We start from the raw sequence: 13,798 nt of genomic DNA, 5'->3' as shown, positions 1-13,798 counted from the left end.
CATGCCGATGGAACTGCTCCAGGCGCTCGCCGATGCGGAGATGCCTCTTGAGGTCGTCGACCCGGTGGTTCAGGACAAGCTCAGGATTCTTCACGACGCCGGGCACGTCGCCTGCAGCTTCCCACCCACCGGGACGATCCAACCTGTTTGCGTCCACATGGTCACTGCGCTGGGTCGCAAGGCCCTCAGACACTTTGGGCCGAGAGCGTAGTGGAGCAGGAGCGGTGATTTCAGCCCATGAAGAATGGCGGAGGAGGGGGTACGTCGATGCGGCCGACATGTGGCTGCAGCCGCTGAGCATCGCGGCCGGCCCTACGCCGCCATTCGACCTTTCAACACCTCCCACCCCTTTCTCGTGATCGCCAGTACCTGGGCTGGTTTCTGGCTCAAGGCGCCGTGCGGCAAGGGTTCAGGCGGCGGCAGGAAGGCCATGATCATTCCGGCAGCGCGCAGGACGCGAAGGTTGTCGATCTCGGCCAGTTCGTAGACCGAGCAGGGCAGATCCCGTTCAGCAATGCGACGCAGGCAATCCATCGGCATTTTCGGACTCCTTTGGGACGTTGGACGTCTGCAGTTTTGCCATCTGATTCATTGCGGGGCAAGGGCGAAACCTTGTCAAGCCTGGGCCTTATTGCGACACGATCGGCCGCCGCTTCGCCGGGGGAGCGGCGAAATGCACCCCGCTCGGGCGCTTGTCTGACAGATCGCAAGGAATGGGATTGGTAAAGCCGCCGATAATCCGGCACCATGAAAGACCCTGCTTCGATAGGCATAGCTGCCAGCATTGGTGCCGTGGTGATTCTTGCTGTGTGGAAGGCGAAATGGCTCCGTTGGGCGGTTATCGGCCTGTTTCTTCTCATCGGGCTTTTGGCCCTCGCCGTCTGGGCCAATCCAACGACCACATGGCCTCCCAGTTGGGGATCCGCGGGCGGGAGTTCATCTGCCCCGGGCCATTTCTTTTAGCGCCCGGCAGATGGCGGCGAAGCGCCTCAGTCCGCGAGCCGCAGCGCCTCGATCAACCCGGCCACGTTGGTGACCGCGAGCTTTTCGTGGATCGCCTGGTGCCACGGCGGCAGCAAAAGGCTGGCTGGTGGCGGGCCGCGCGTGTTGAACGCTTCCACCTTTCTCAACCAGCCAGAAGGAGTTGACGGGCGAAGTGTCGAGTTCGCGCGCGTCAGTTTGAGCCCGCGCACGAAAGTGCGCGTCACGTGTCAACGTTAGGTTCTTCCTGTTGTCCACACCATTGACCGGACGGCCTAGTGGGCGTGCATTACTTCACGAATTTTGCGTAGAACTGTGGCGTGTGGATGGGCGCCGTACGCGATGCCTGAGGAAAAAATCGTTCGCGCGACGCCGTTGCCCAAGCGAACCATGCAGTCGGAGCCCGCACCCTTCAGCCTCGAATCGGTCGCCACTCGACGGCGACACAGTCGCACCTTTGCCTGAGGAGCTTTCCGGGGGAACCGTCACTCTGTGACGCACTCCAGTGAGAACAGTGGCACGTCGGCTTGCCGGCTCAGCCACACGCCGCCGCCCACTTCTTGAAGGTGCCGCGACAGCCCGTGCCGGTAGACCTCGGCGCGGTGGCGATAGATGTGGGGGTCGGTGAGGTCCTCATCGACGATGTCGCGCTCGTAGTCCTCGCGCGTCACTGCCTCCACATACAGGGCGCCCTGGCTCAGCAGGCTCAGGTTGCGCAGAGCGCGCTTCAAATCTTGCGGGCTGAGATAAGGCAGTACGCCCTGGCAGATGACGAAGTCAAAGGGCTTCCTGACTTGGTAATCCACCACCGAGCCGCGCTCCCACCCGTAGCGCCCGCACAGATACTCGCTGTACTCCACGCCGTGGTAGCTGGCCAAGGGGAATTCTCGCGCCACGATGTCGCGCCAGAGCCCGATGCCGCAACCCACGTCGAGCACTCGATTGACGGGCACGCGCAGGTATCGCAGATAAGCGCAGACGAATGCGCCCAAGCGCTCGGCACGCTGTGGGTCCACCACTTTGGTCTTCTTGTCGAAGTAGTACCGCTGGTAATAGGCTTCGTCGAAGATGGTGGCGGAGGCTGAGTGCATATTCACGCTTCTCGTCAGGCGCCGACCGAACGGTTCCGATACCAGGTGACGCCACTTCGCTCTGGGGTTCCTTTGGCCTTCGCGCAGGAGGAACTTCCTGCTTGCGGGGTCGTTTGCATTCGGAAGGATTCTGCCCCAAGTAGGCCTCGACCCGATCGGCGTCAAGTGGTCGCGCGTACAGCGACGCAGCGGCTCAATGTGCGTGCCGGGTCACTTCGAAATGCGTGCCGACCTGCCGGCCGACGATGTCAGCTGCGAAGTCCACGTAGCCCGGCTCGATATGCACGAGCGCGAGGTTACCGTCCAACTTCGCAACCTCGCGCCAGTCCTGCTGCTGGTGCTCCAACGGAAGATCCGCTGGCGTCTGGTTGCGGGCCATGGGATACGGCATGGCGTAAACCGGGCACGTAGGGTGGCCGGGCGCGATATACAGGGTCTCAACCCACTCTTGATAGGACATTGTCTCGTTCTTCTGACTACTGGCTCGGGCCAATATAGCGGGGCAACATGACAGTTCTGCCGAGGGTATTCACCACAAACGATGCGTGCCTGCGAGGCGGAAGTCACGAATGCTCCAGGCACGAAGCGGAGCAGGAGCAGCGGAAATGACAAGGGCGCTCGCGGGAGCGAGCGACGCTGTGTGAACGCCGGAGCTTCGTCTTTCGTGCGGAGTTCCCGTTCGATGACGCGTCGGACGGATAGAGCTGTTTGCAAAAGCGGGCAGGCACTGACAGCATTCCGAAAGCTTGGCAGGCGCACCATCGCGGCCTTGCAAGACCGAATGGAGACAACATGTTCGCTGACCACCGTGACGACTCCCGCGCCGATGCCCACCTGGCCCGCCGCACTTTCCTCCAGGCGGGTGGCGCCCTGGGCCTGGCGGGGTTGGTCCCGCGATTCGCATCCGCCCAGGGCAGCTGGCCCGGCAAGTCGGTGCGCTTCGTGGTGCCCTTCGCGCCCGGCGGAAGCTCGGAGATCGTGGCCCGCTCCACCGCGGCGGAGCTTTCCAACACGCTGGGCCAGAGCGTCTACGTCGACAACAAGCCCGGCGCCGCCGGCAACATCGCCATGGCCGAGGTCGCGCGCAGCGACGACCAGCACACGATCATCCTCGGCCACATCGGCACGCTGGCCGTGAACCCCTTCATCTTCGACAAGCTGCCCTACGATCCGAACAAGGACTTCAAGCCCGTCAGCCTGCTCGCCAAAGTGCCGAGCCTGTACGTGGTCCATCCCGACGTGCCGGCCAGGAACCTGAAGGAATTCATCGCCTACGCCAAGTCGAAGCCGGGCAAGCTCAGCTACGGTTCCGCCGGCAACGGCAGCGCCGGCCATCTGGCCTTCGAATACCTGAAGGTCACGTCCGGCGTCTTCATGCTGCACGTGCCCTACCGCGGCACCGGCCCGATGCTCACCGACCTGCTGTCGGGCCGGCTCGACGCCTCGGCGATCGGCGCGGCCGCCATCATTCCCTTCATCAAGTCGGGCAAGGTGCGCTGCATCGCCACCGGCTCGGCCCAGCGCCTGCCGCAGCTGCCGGATGTGCCGACCGTGGCCGAGCAGGGCTACCCGGGCTTCGAGATGACCCAGTGGTACGGGATGCTCGCGCCCGCGAGCATGGCGCCGGCCAACCTGGCGAAGCTCTCCACGGAAACCATGAAGGCCGTGCGATCGCCCGCCGCGACGGAGCGCCTGCGCGGCGATGCCGCCGAGGTCGTCGGCGGCACGCCGGAGCAGTTCGCCCAGTTCATCGCCGCCGAGCAGGCCCGCTGGAAGACGGTCATCGCGCGCGCGAACATCAAGCCCGACTGAAGCCGGCGGCCCTACCATCGAGGCCATGCGCATTCTGCTGGCTGAGGACGAACACACGCTGGGCACCTGGCTGTGCAAGGCGCTCGAGCACGCCGGCATCCAGGTCGAATGGGTGGACGACGGCCGCCTGGCCGATCGCGCGCTGCAGGCGCACGACCACGACGCACTGGTGCTCGACCTCGGCCTGCCCGGCCTCGATGGCCACGAGGTGCTGCAGCGCCTGCGCGAGCGCGACCAGCGGCTGCCGACGCTGATCCTCACGGCCCGGGATTCGCTGGCCGAACGCGTCGCCCTGCTGAACGCGGGCGCCGACGACTTTCTGGCCAAGCCCTTCGCCCTGGCCGAACTCGAAGCCCGCCTGCAGGCGCTGGTGCGGCGCGCGCGCGGCGTCGAGCATCCGCGCCTGGCCTGCGGCCCGCTGGTCTACGACGGCGGCCGCAAGCAGTTCACGCTGCACGGCGAGCTGCTGGCGCTGTCTCCGCGCGAGCTGTCGGTGCTGCGGGTGCTGGCGCAGCGCAGCGGCGAGCCGCTGTCGAAGCAGCAGATCCTCGACCGGGTGTTCTCGGACGACGAGAGCGTGCACCCCGAGGCGGTGGAGGTGTTCGTGCATCGGCTGCGCAAGCGGCTCGACGGCAGCGGCGTTCGCATCACGACCCTGCGCGGCCTGGGGTACGCGCTGGAGCTCGGCTGAGTGAGCGCGCTGCTGCAGCCCCTCGGCGCCGCCGCGAACTGGATGCGGCGTGCCAGCCTGCGGCAACGCCTGGCGCTGCTGCTGCTGCCGTCGCTGCTGCTGGTGACCTGCATCGAGCTCTGGATGACCCGGCACGATGCGCTCGAGGCGGCCAACGCGGCCTATGACCGCTCGGTGCTCGGCGCCCTGAAGTCGATCGATGCCAACATCTCTACCGCCTCGGGCGGGCTGTCGGTCGAGCTGCCATACACCCTGTTCGAGTTCTTCGAGCTGACCGCCAGCGGCCAGGTCTATTTCCGCGTGGCGACTTCGGACGGCCTGGTGGAGCTCGGCAGCGCCGACCTGCCCGAGCCGCGCGCCGAGCTGAGGCCCGGCGTGCCGGTGTTCTACGACGCGAGCTACTTCGGCGAGCCGGTCCGCCTGGCCGCCTACCGGCGCGAGCTCGACCGCGCGCCGGCTGGGAGCAGCGGGCGCAGCGTGCTGATCCAGGTCGGCGAAAGCACGCGCTCGCGGCAGGCGTTCAGCYCGCGCTTCGTCCGGCGCGCGGCGCTGCGCGACGGYGTGGTGCTGGCGCTGCTCCTGCTCAGCACCGCGCTGGCCCTGGCGGCGGCGCTGCGGCCCCTGACGCGGCTGGCGCGCGAGGTGCAGGCGCGCACGCCCGACGACCTCACGCGCATCGAGGATGCCGACCTGCCGGCGGACATCCGGCCGCTGGTCGGCGCGGTGAACCAGCAGATGGCCCGCACGCAGGACCTGGTGGCGCAGCAGCGCCAGTTTCTCGACGACGCCTCGCACCAGTTGCGCACCCACCTCACGACCCTGCAGATGCAGGTCGACTATGCCCGTCGCGCGCAGGATCCGGCCCAGGTGGGCCAGGCCCTCGAAGCGCTCGGCGTCGAGATCGGCCGCGTCACGCGCAGCACCCAGCAGCTGCTGGCCCTGGGCCGCAGCGACACCGTGTCGCTGGCGTTCGAGCCGGTCGACCTCGCGGCGCTGCTGCGCGACGTCGCCGTCGACCTGCTGCCGCTGGCGCGCAGCAAGCAGATCGACCTGGGCATCCACCCGCCGGCCGCGAAGCTCCGCGCCGTGGCCGATGCGGGCCTGCTGCGCGAGGCCTTGAGCAACCTGGTCGTCAACGCGATCGCCTACACGCCGGCGCGCGGCACTATCACGCTCATGGCGGTCGAGGAGCAACGCGGCTGGCGCCTGACCGTGGAAGACGACGGCCCCGGGCTCAGCGACGAGGAATGTGCGGCGCTGGGGCGGCGCTTCGTGCGCGGCAGCCGCGCGGGCCAGGGCGGGTCCGGCCTGGGGTTGGCGATTGCGCGTTCCATCGCGCAGCGCCACCAGGGTGATCTCGAACTCAAGGCCCGCGAGGGCACCCGGGGCCTTCATGCGTCGCTGTGGTGGCCTGTGGCCAGTCCGTGATGCGTGGCAGAGAAAGAAAGAGCCGTCGACCATGTTCCAGCCGAATGTCACCCGCCGCCATGTGCTGTGCACGCTCCCGGGCCTCGCGCTGCCCGGCGTCGGCGGGGCCGCCGTCGGGCCGTCTGATGATCCGAGCGCGGCGGCGGCGGAATGCGTGATCCCCGCCAAGGCGGGCGGTGGCTTCGACCTCACCTGCGCGCTGGCGCGCGACGGCCTGCAGGCGGTGCGTCCGGCGCGTCCGCCGCTGGCGCAGCGCTTCATGCCCGGCGGCATCGGCGCGGTGGCCTTCGACCGCATCGCCACCGGCCAGATGGGCGGGCCTTCGCTGCTCGTGGCGTTCTCCAGCGGCACCCTGCTCAATATCGCGCAAGGCCGCTTCGGCCCGCACTCGCCGAATGTCGCGCGCTGGATCGCCGCCCTCGGCACGGACTACGGCGTGGTCGCGGTGCACCGCGACTCGCCCTACCAGTCGCTGCAGGATGTGGTCGCGGCCCTGCGGCAGGAGCCTTCGCGCCTCGCCTTCGGCGCCGGCGGAACGGTCGGCAGCCAGGACTGGGTGAAGGCCGCGCTGCTGCTGAGGGCCGCGGGGCGCGACCCCAGGTCGATGCGCTTCGTCTCCTTCGAAGGCGGCGGCGATGCGTTGCGGGCGCTGCAGGGCAAGCACGTCGACCTGTTTCCCGGCGATGCCGCCGAAGCGCTGCAGGCCATCGCCGGCGGTGCCGCGGTGCGCATCCTGGCGGTGCTGTCGGAGACGGCGCTCGACGGGCAGCTCGCCGGCATCCCCACCGCGCGCGAACAGAAGGTGGACCTGGTCTGGCCCACCGTCCGCGGCGTCTACATGAGCGCCGCCGCCCCCGAGCCGGCCGCGCGCGCATGGATCGATGCCTTTCGCGAAGCGATGGAGGCGCCGGGCTATCCGGCCTTGCGCGAGCGCCATCGGCTCCATGCGTTCTCACGTACGGGGCGCGCACTGGAGGAATACGTCCAGGCCAGCATCGGGCGCTATCGGAGCCTGGCCTCGGATCTGGGGCTGCGGCGCTGGAACGGCTAGCGAGATTCCCGCTGGCCTGCCATGGACTGGAACCCCATCTGCACCATCGCGGTGCGACTTTCTGCATGCGTCGGGCCGGGTGCGCCCGGAACAATGTCGACATCAGTGTAAACACTGTGTTTGACGCTCTCGTTGTCACGGACCATCGACGGCCAGATCGCGCTGCGGACGGCCAGAGGCCGATGGCGCGCAACTTGCAAAAGGCACGCCATGACCGCCAGCTCGCCTCCCCCGCCCGCCAAGACCACCAAGGTCACCCGCATCGACCGCGACAGCGACAGCACCGTGCAGTCGCTCACGCGAGCGATGCAGCTGCTCGAACTGCTCGCCGAGGACGACGAGGGCTATCGCCTGGTCGACATCGCGGCGCACAGCGGGCTGTCGTCGTCCACGGCCCACCGCCTGCTCACGACGCTCGAGCAGCGGCAGTTCGTCCAGTTCGACCGCGAGACCAACCTCTGGTATGTGGGCGTGCGCTGCTTCTCCGTGGGGGCCGCGTTCGCGCGGCGCCGCCGCATCGCGCACCTGGCGCTGCCGGTGATGCGCCGGCTGCGCGACAGCACCGGCGAGAGCATCAATCTCGGCATTGCCGATCTCGGCGATATCGTCTTCGTGACGCAGGTCGAGAGCCGTGAGCTGATGCGCGCCATCGGCAAGCCGGGGTTTCGCGCGCCGCTGCACGGTACCGCGATGGGGCAGTCGATCCTGGCGGCGATGGCGGAGGACGACGTGCTGCAGTACCTGCGCACCTATGGCCTGCCGAAGCTCACCAACAACACGATCGCGCGCGCCTCGCGACTGCATGAAACGCTCGGCGAAGTGCGCCGCGCGGGCCATGCGATCGATGACGAGCAGAACGCGGTCGGCCTGCGATGCATCGCCGCCGCGATCCGCGACGAGCATGGCCAGCCCTTCGGCGCGATCTCGCTCGTAGGGCCCACGCAGCGCATCAAGAGCACCGACTTCGTGCAGCTTGGCGCCGCGGTGCGCGCCGCCGCCGACGAGATCACATCCGCCTACGGCGGCCGCGTCTAGGGGCTGGGCCCCAGCGCGGGTCTTCCACCGGCGCGCAGCGCCAAGTCATTGATCCCAAAGAGTTTTTGCGCGTCTTCCCGCGCAGCGGAATAGTCTGCTGCGCCACGCCGCGGCGGAATCCAATGGCTCATCTCTTCCCAAGTGCCGCCCGCCAACCCGTCTCACATCCCCAGGAGTCTTCATGCTGTTTCACCCTCGTCTCAAATCCATCGCGACGGTCGCCCTGGCCGTGATGCTCGGCCTGCCCGCGGCCCACGCGCAAGACAGGATCAAGCTGAAAGCCGTCGGCCAGCCGCTGGCCACCGGGCTGATCCAGAAGAACAAGGAGCAACCGTTCTTCGAGAACTTCTCGGCCAGGACCGGACTGCCGATCGACGTCGACTACAAGCCCATCGATACGCTGGGCATCAAGGACACCGAGCAACTGCGCGTCATGAAGGCCGGGCTGTTCGACATCGTGTCGCTGCGGGTGTCGCAGAACTCCCGCGACGAGCCGACCATCCTGGGGCTCGACCTGGTGGGCGCGGCGCCCGACTACGCCACCGGCCGCAAGGTGGCCAAGGCCTACTTCGACACGGCGGATGCGCGGCTGCAGGCGCAGTTCGGCGTCAAGCTGCTGGGCGTCTGGCCCTTTGGCCCGCAGATCCTCTTCTGCAAGAAGCCGGTCGCCAAGCTGGCCGACATCAAGGGCATGAAGGTGCGCGTGTACGACCAGAACCTGGCCAAGTTCATCGAGATGGTGGGCGGCACGCCGGTGCCGGTGTCGTTCGCCGACACGCACCAGTCGCTGTCGCTCGGCGTGGTCGATTGCGCGATCACCGGGCCGAGCTCGGCCAACTCGGCGGGTTGGCCTGAAGTGACGACCCACCAGATGGCGATCGGCTTCCAGATGGCGCTCAACGGCTACGGCATGACCATGAAGTCATGGAAAGCGCTGACGCCCGACCAGCAGGTGAAGCTGACCAAGGCCTTCGACGCCTTGACCGACGACGTGTGGAAGTACTCCGAAGAGCTGTTCCAGGACGCCCTGAACTGCAATGCCGGCAAGGACCCGTGCACGACCGGCAAGAAGTTCAACCTCGTCAACGTGCCGGTCACGCCGGCCGACATCGAGCTGGTGCGCAGCGCGGTCAACAAGGTGTCGCTGCCGGTGTGGGCCGAGGTGTGCGACAGGTCCAACCCCACCTGCTCGAAGACCTGGCAGGCGACGGTCGCACCGGTGCTGGGGCTGAAGTGAACAGCCGCGCCATGACGAGCGAGCGGCAGCCCATTGCGGCGTCCACCGGGAAGGTGGCGCCTGCCGGGCCTGTCGACTTCAAGACGCGCATGGAAACGGTGCTGGCCACCGCGTTCGGCGCCATCTTCCTGGGGCTGGCGGTGATCGTCACCATCGAGACCATTTTGCGAAAGGTGTTCAACATCTCGCTGCAAGGTGCCGACGAGCTGGGTGGCTACGCGTTGGCCGTCGGGTCGACGATCGCCTTCAGCCTGGCCCTGCTGGGGCGCAACCACATCCGCGTCGACGTCTTCCACGACAAGTTCCCGTTGCGCGTGCAGGCGCTTCTGAACTGGATCTCGATCCTCTCGCTGGCCGTGCTCGCCTTGTTCATCGCCTGGGTGGCGTTCAAGGTGATCCAGGACACGACGGCCTACCGCAGCACCGCGCAGACACCGTGGGCCACGCCGCTGATCATCCCGCAGGGCGTCTGGTACGCAGGCCTCGTGATCTTTGCGCTGGTGGCCTGCGGCCTGGCGCTGCGTGCGACGCAGCTGCTGCTGCGCGGCGACATCGCGACGCTGAACAGCGACTTCCATCCGAAGAGCGCGAAGGAAGAGCTGAAGGAGGAACTGGACGACCTCAAGGTGCGCCAGGCTGTCGAAGGAGAGGCACCATGAACATCGCACTGATCGGATTCGCGTTCCTCTCCATGCTCGCCCTGATGCTGGCCGGCATGCCGATCGCCGTGTCGATGGCGGCGGTCGGGATCATCGGCGGCATCGCCGCCTACGGCGTTCCGTTCATGGACTCGATCGCACCGGTGGTGTGGGGCGTTCAGAACGAAGCCCTGCTGACCTCCGTGCCGCTGTTCGTCCTGCTCGGYGAGCTGCTGCTGCGCTCCGGCATTGCCGACCGCATGTACATCGCGCTGTCGGCCTGGCTCGGCCGCCTGCCGGGTGGGCTGCTGCACACCAACATCGGCAGCTGCGCGCTGTTCGCCGCGACTTCCGGCTCGTCGGTCGCCACCGCGGCCACAGTCGGCACGGTGGCATTGCCCTCGCTGCAAAAGCGCGGCTACCCGATGCGCGCCTCGCTCGGCAGCCTGGCCGCGGGCGGAACGCTCGGCATCCTGATCCCGCCGAGCGTGAACATGATCGTGTACGGGTCGCTCACCAACAACTCGATCGGCAAGCTGTTCATCGCCGGCATCATCCCGGGCATCCTGCTCACGCTGTGCTTCATGGTCTGGATCGCGCTGTCGAGCCTGGCCAGCGGCAAGGTGATGCGCGAGCCGAAGGTGCCGCTCGACCAGCGGCTGCGCGTGCTGGTGCATCTGATCCCGCCGATGGTGGTGTTCGGCATCGTGATGGGCAGCCTCTATTTCGGGATCGCCACCGCGGCCGAGAGCGCGGCGCTCGGCGTGATGGCGGCGCTTGCCTTCGTGTGGCAGTCGGGCAAGCTGAACTGGGAGCTGCTGCGAAACTGCTTTGTCTCGACGGCACGCGTGAGCGGCATGATCCTGCTGATCGTCGCGGCGGCCTTCATCCTCAACCTGACGGTGAGCCTCACCGGCGTGGCCGAGGCGATGACGAAGTGGGTCGCGGGCCTGGGCCTGTCGGCCACCGGCCTGATCCTCGCGCTGATCGTGTTCTACCTGATCCTGGGCATGTTCATGGACGTGCTGTCGATGCAGGTCGCGACGATCCCGATCACCTACCCGATTGCGACGGCGATCGGTGTCGACCCGATCTGGTTCGGCATCTTCATCGTGCTGATGTGCGAGTTGGGCCTGATCACGCCGCCGGTGGGCATGAACCTGTTCGTGGTGCATGGCATCCGTCCGGACAAGGGCGGCATCGAGGATGCGATCTACGGTGCCTTGCCCTATGCGCTGATCATGATCCTGTTCACGCTGCTGCTGATGGCCGTGCCGCAGCTGGTGACCTGGTTGCCGGCGCACATGTGAGGAAGCGATGAACACACCGCTCTGGYAGCTCACTGCGGCGCAGCTCGTGGCCGGCTTTCGCGATGCGTCGTTCACGCCGACCGAGGCGCTGCGGGCCTGCATGTCGCGCAGCGCCGAGGTCAACCCACGGCTGAATGCGCTCATCACGCTCGACGGCGAAGGCGCGGCGCACGCCGCCGAGGAAAGCACCGCGCGCTGGCGCGCAGGCCGGGCGCTCGGCGCGCTGGACGGGGTGCCCGTCACCATCAAGGACAACCTGCAGGTGCTCGGCCTGCCGACCCACTGGGGCAGCCGTGCCCTCGGCGGACTCATCGCCGAGCGCGACGAGCTTCCGGTGGCAAGACTGCGCGAAAGCGGTGCCGTGATCTTCGGCAAGACCAATGTGCCCGAGTTCACGATGCAGGGCTACACCAACAATCCGGTGTTCGGCCCCACCGGCAACCCGTGGAACCCGGCGCTGACGCCGGGCGGCTCGTCGGGTGGCGCGGTGGCGCTGGTGGCTGCCGGCGGATGCCCGATCGCGCTGGGCACCGATGGCGGCGGGTCGATTCGCAGGCCCGCCTCGCACACCAACCTGGTCGGCTTCAAGCCCTCTCGCGGACGCGTGCCGCGCGGCGGCGGGCTGCCGCCGATCTTTCTCGACTTCGAAGTGGCTGGACCGATCGCCCGCAGCGTGGCAGACGTGGCTGCGGTGATGCAGGTGATCGGGCGCGGCCCGATGGAGGAGGGGAGTTCGCCGGGCGCGCGCATTCTCTTCATACCGCGCTTCGGCGATCACCCGGTCGATCCGCAGATCGCAGCGTTGACACGAGCGGCCGCGCAAAGAATCGCAGCGCTGGGGCACGAGGTCACGACGGCGCAGGACTTCGGCATGGTCGAAGCGGTCAACGAACGCTGGTCGCTGCTGGCCCAGGTGGGCCTGGCGTGGCTTGTCGCGCATCCGCAGGAGCTGTCGGGCCGGCCCTTCGATCCGTCGCTGTTCGGCCCGGTGATGCAGGCGAACGCCGAAGCCGGCCGCAAGGCCACGGCGGCCGATCTGTTCGACCTGCTGTTCGAGGCAGAACGGCTGCGCGCCGCGCTGGCGCGCCTGTTCGACCAGTACGATTTCCTGTTGACGCCGGCGGCGGCCGCGCTGCCCTGGCCGGCGAACGAGACCCACCCGACGCGCATCGATGGACGCGAGGTCGGCCCGCGAGGCCATGCCGTGTTTGCGGGTTTCGCCAACGCCGTCGGCCTGCCGGCCATTGCGCTGCCATGCGGCTTCGCGGACGGCCTGCCGGTCGGCATGCAGCTGGTGGCCCGCGAGGGCGCGGACGCCGCGCTGCTCGCGCTGGCCCGCTCGATCGAACAGGCGGATCCATGGCAGCGCTTTCCCGAGCTCTGACGATGTCGGCCGCCGTGGTCGCCGAGCTCACGCCGGACGCTGCCGCGCAGGCACTGTGCCGTGCGCGGCGCGATGGCCGACGGGTGCCGTCGATGCTGCTGCAGCCGCGAAATCGCGGCGAGGCCTATGCGATCCAGGACGCGACGCTGGTCGCGATCGGTTCGATCGGCGGCTGGAAGGTCGGCGCGGCCGGCCCCGGCCAGGAGCCGATCTGCGCACCGCTGCCGGCCGAAGGGCTGGTGCCCGGCGCAGCGGTGCTCCAGGGCTCCGCCTGGCACTTGCGCGGGGCCGAAGCCGGGGTCGCCTTCCGCCTCGGGTCCGACCTGCCGCCGCGCGCGCGCCCCTACACGCGCAACGAGCTTGCGCTGGCGATCGGGTCGGTATTGCCTGCGATCGAGATCGCGGAAACCCGCCTGGCCGACTGGCTCGATGCGGACCCTGACGCGCTCCTCGCCGATCTGCTGTGCCACGGCGGACTGGTGCTCGGCGAGCCCGAGCCTTTCGATCCCGCCTGGTTCGATTTGAAGCAGGTCGAGGTCATGATGCGCTTCGACGATCAGGTCGTCGCGCACACGGTCGGCGAGCACCCCCAGCCGGATGTCGGCGGCCTGCTGGTGTGGCTGGCCAATCATTGCGCGGCGCGGGGTGCCGGGCTCAAGGCCGGCCAGGTCGTCACCACCGGCTCGTGCACCGGCATGCTGTTCGCCTCGCAAGGGACGGCCGTGCGGGTGGAAGTGGCGGGCCTCGCGCCGCTGAGCGTGTTCTTCTGAGCTTCCTTTCGAAGCCGACAACAGGAAATCCATATGTCCCTTTCAAAGATCGATGCAGTCGCCGACGCATTGGTGCGCGCGCGTCGCGACAACACCCTGCGCCTTGCCGCGCCCCTGGCCGATGCGCTGGGCAGCGCGGACGATGCCTACGCGGTGCAGCAGCGGGTGGCCGGCGAGCTCGGCTGGTTCGCGACCTCGCCGCCGCGCTACTGGAAGGCCGGCGGCCCGTCGCGCGACGCCGAGCTGACCTGCGCGCCGCTGCCGCCCGCCGGCGTGTGGACGAGCCCGGCGCGCGCCGGCCACTGGCCGTTCCACATGCGCGGCATCGAGGCCGAAGTGGCCTTGCGGCTCGGACGCGAGGTCGATGAAG

Annotated in this window: 14 protein-coding genes and 1 pseudogene; 11 read left to right on the top strand and 4 right to left on the bottom strand. The window is 68.1% G+C overall.

Annotated elements, in window-relative coordinates; genetic code table 11:
• Positions 1-312: 312 nt before the first annotated feature.
• The 4 genes from AC1D2K_RS16220 to AC1D2K_RS16205 form a co-directional block, all read right to left on the bottom strand.
• Positions 313-540, bottom strand: a complete 228-nt coding sequence (locus AC1D2K_RS16220; protein ID WP_478089856.1) for a hypothetical protein — start codon at positions 538-540, stop codon at positions 313-315.
• Between the two features lie 449 nt (positions 541-989).
• Positions 990-1,208, bottom strand: coding sequence for a hypothetical protein (locus AC1D2K_RS16215; RefSeq protein ID WP_478089855.1), 219 nt, complete (start codon positions 1,206-1,208; stop codon positions 990-992).
• A gap of 258 nt (positions 1,209-1,466) precedes the next feature.
• On the bottom strand, positions 1,467-2,072 hold the full coding sequence (locus AC1D2K_RS16210; protein ID WP_478089854.1) for a methyltransferase domain-containing protein: 606 nt from the start codon (positions 2,070-2,072) through the stop codon (positions 1,467-1,469).
• Between the two features lie 193 nt (positions 2,073-2,265).
• Positions 2,266-2,451 (bottom strand): hypothetical protein, encoded by a 186-nt coding sequence (locus tag AC1D2K_RS16205; RefSeq protein WP_478089853.1) that lies wholly within the window; start codon positions 2,449-2,451, stop codon positions 2,266-2,268.
• Positions 2,452-2,864: 413 nt separating this feature from the next.
• Here AC1D2K_RS16205 and AC1D2K_RS16200 point away from each other — a divergent pair, with 413 nt between their 5' ends.
• From AC1D2K_RS16200 to AC1D2K_RS16150, 11 genes and pseudogenes are all read left to right on the top strand, one after another.
• A complete protein-coding gene (locus AC1D2K_RS16200) occupies positions 2,865-3,884 on the top strand; it encodes a Bug family tripartite tricarboxylate transporter substrate binding protein (protein ID WP_478089852.1) in 1,020 nt (339 codons plus the stop codon).
• 25 nt (positions 3,885-3,909) lie between these two features.
• Positions 3,910-4,575 (top strand): response regulator, encoded by a 666-nt coding sequence (locus AC1D2K_RS16195; RefSeq protein ID WP_478089851.1) that lies wholly within the window; start codon positions 3,910-3,912, stop codon positions 4,573-4,575.
• Positions 4,576-4,617: 42 nt separating this feature from the next.
• A complete protein-coding gene (locus AC1D2K_RS16190; RefSeq protein ID WP_478089857.1) occupies positions 4,618-6,003 on the top strand; it encodes a sensor histidine kinase in 1,386 nt (461 codons plus the stop codon).
• Between the two features lie 31 nt (positions 6,004-6,034).
• On the top strand, positions 6,035-7,054 hold the full coding sequence (locus tag AC1D2K_RS16185) for a Bug family tripartite tricarboxylate transporter substrate binding protein (RefSeq protein ID WP_478089850.1): 1,020 nt from the start codon (positions 6,035-6,037) through the stop codon (positions 7,052-7,054).
• Between the two features lie 210 nt (positions 7,055-7,264).
• The gene (locus AC1D2K_RS16180; RefSeq protein WP_478089849.1) at positions 7,265-8,089 is read left to right on the top strand and encodes an IclR family transcriptional regulator; all 825 of its coding nucleotides are present in this window, start codon (positions 7,265-7,267) and stop codon (positions 8,087-8,089) included.
• Between the two features lie 181 nt (positions 8,090-8,270).
• The gene (locus AC1D2K_RS16175) at positions 8,271-9,326 is read left to right on the top strand and encodes a TRAP transporter substrate-binding protein (RefSeq protein ID WP_478089848.1); all 1,056 of its coding nucleotides are present in this window, start codon (positions 8,271-8,273) and stop codon (positions 9,324-9,326) included.
• Positions 9,323-9,985, top strand: coding sequence for a TRAP transporter small permease subunit (locus AC1D2K_RS16170; RefSeq protein WP_478089847.1), 663 nt, complete (start codon positions 9,323-9,325; stop codon positions 9,983-9,985). Before AC1D2K_RS16175 ends, AC1D2K_RS16170 begins: the two co-directional genes overlap by 4 nt.
• The gene (locus tag AC1D2K_RS16165; protein WP_478089846.1) at positions 9,982-11,274 is read left to right on the top strand and encodes a TRAP transporter large permease; all 1,293 of its coding nucleotides are present in this window, start codon (positions 9,982-9,984) and stop codon (positions 11,272-11,274) included. The genes AC1D2K_RS16170 and AC1D2K_RS16165 overlap by 4 nt, the downstream gene beginning before the upstream one ends.
• Positions 11,275-11,281: 7 nt before the next feature.
• Positions 11,282-12,658, top strand: coding sequence for an amidase (locus tag AC1D2K_RS16160; RefSeq protein ID WP_478089845.1), 1,377 nt, complete (start codon positions 11,282-11,284; stop codon positions 12,656-12,658).
• Complete coding sequence (locus AC1D2K_RS16155; protein WP_478089844.1) at positions 12,634-13,428, top strand: 2-keto-4-pentenoate hydratase; 795 nt, start codon at positions 12,634-12,636, stop codon at positions 13,426-13,428. The genes AC1D2K_RS16160 and AC1D2K_RS16155 overlap by 25 nt, the downstream gene beginning before the upstream one ends.
• 33 nt (positions 13,429-13,461) lie before the next feature.
• Positions 13,462-13,798 (top strand): annotated as a pseudogene (locus tag AC1D2K_RS16150) (2-keto-4-pentenoate hydratase); the annotation flags it as partial.

The sequence above is a fragment of the Variovorax sp. P1_H12_2 genome, from assembly GCF_056405335.1.
The sequence above is the reverse complement of the archived record's forward strand: the minus strand, read 5'-3'. Positions and strand labels throughout refer to the sequence as shown.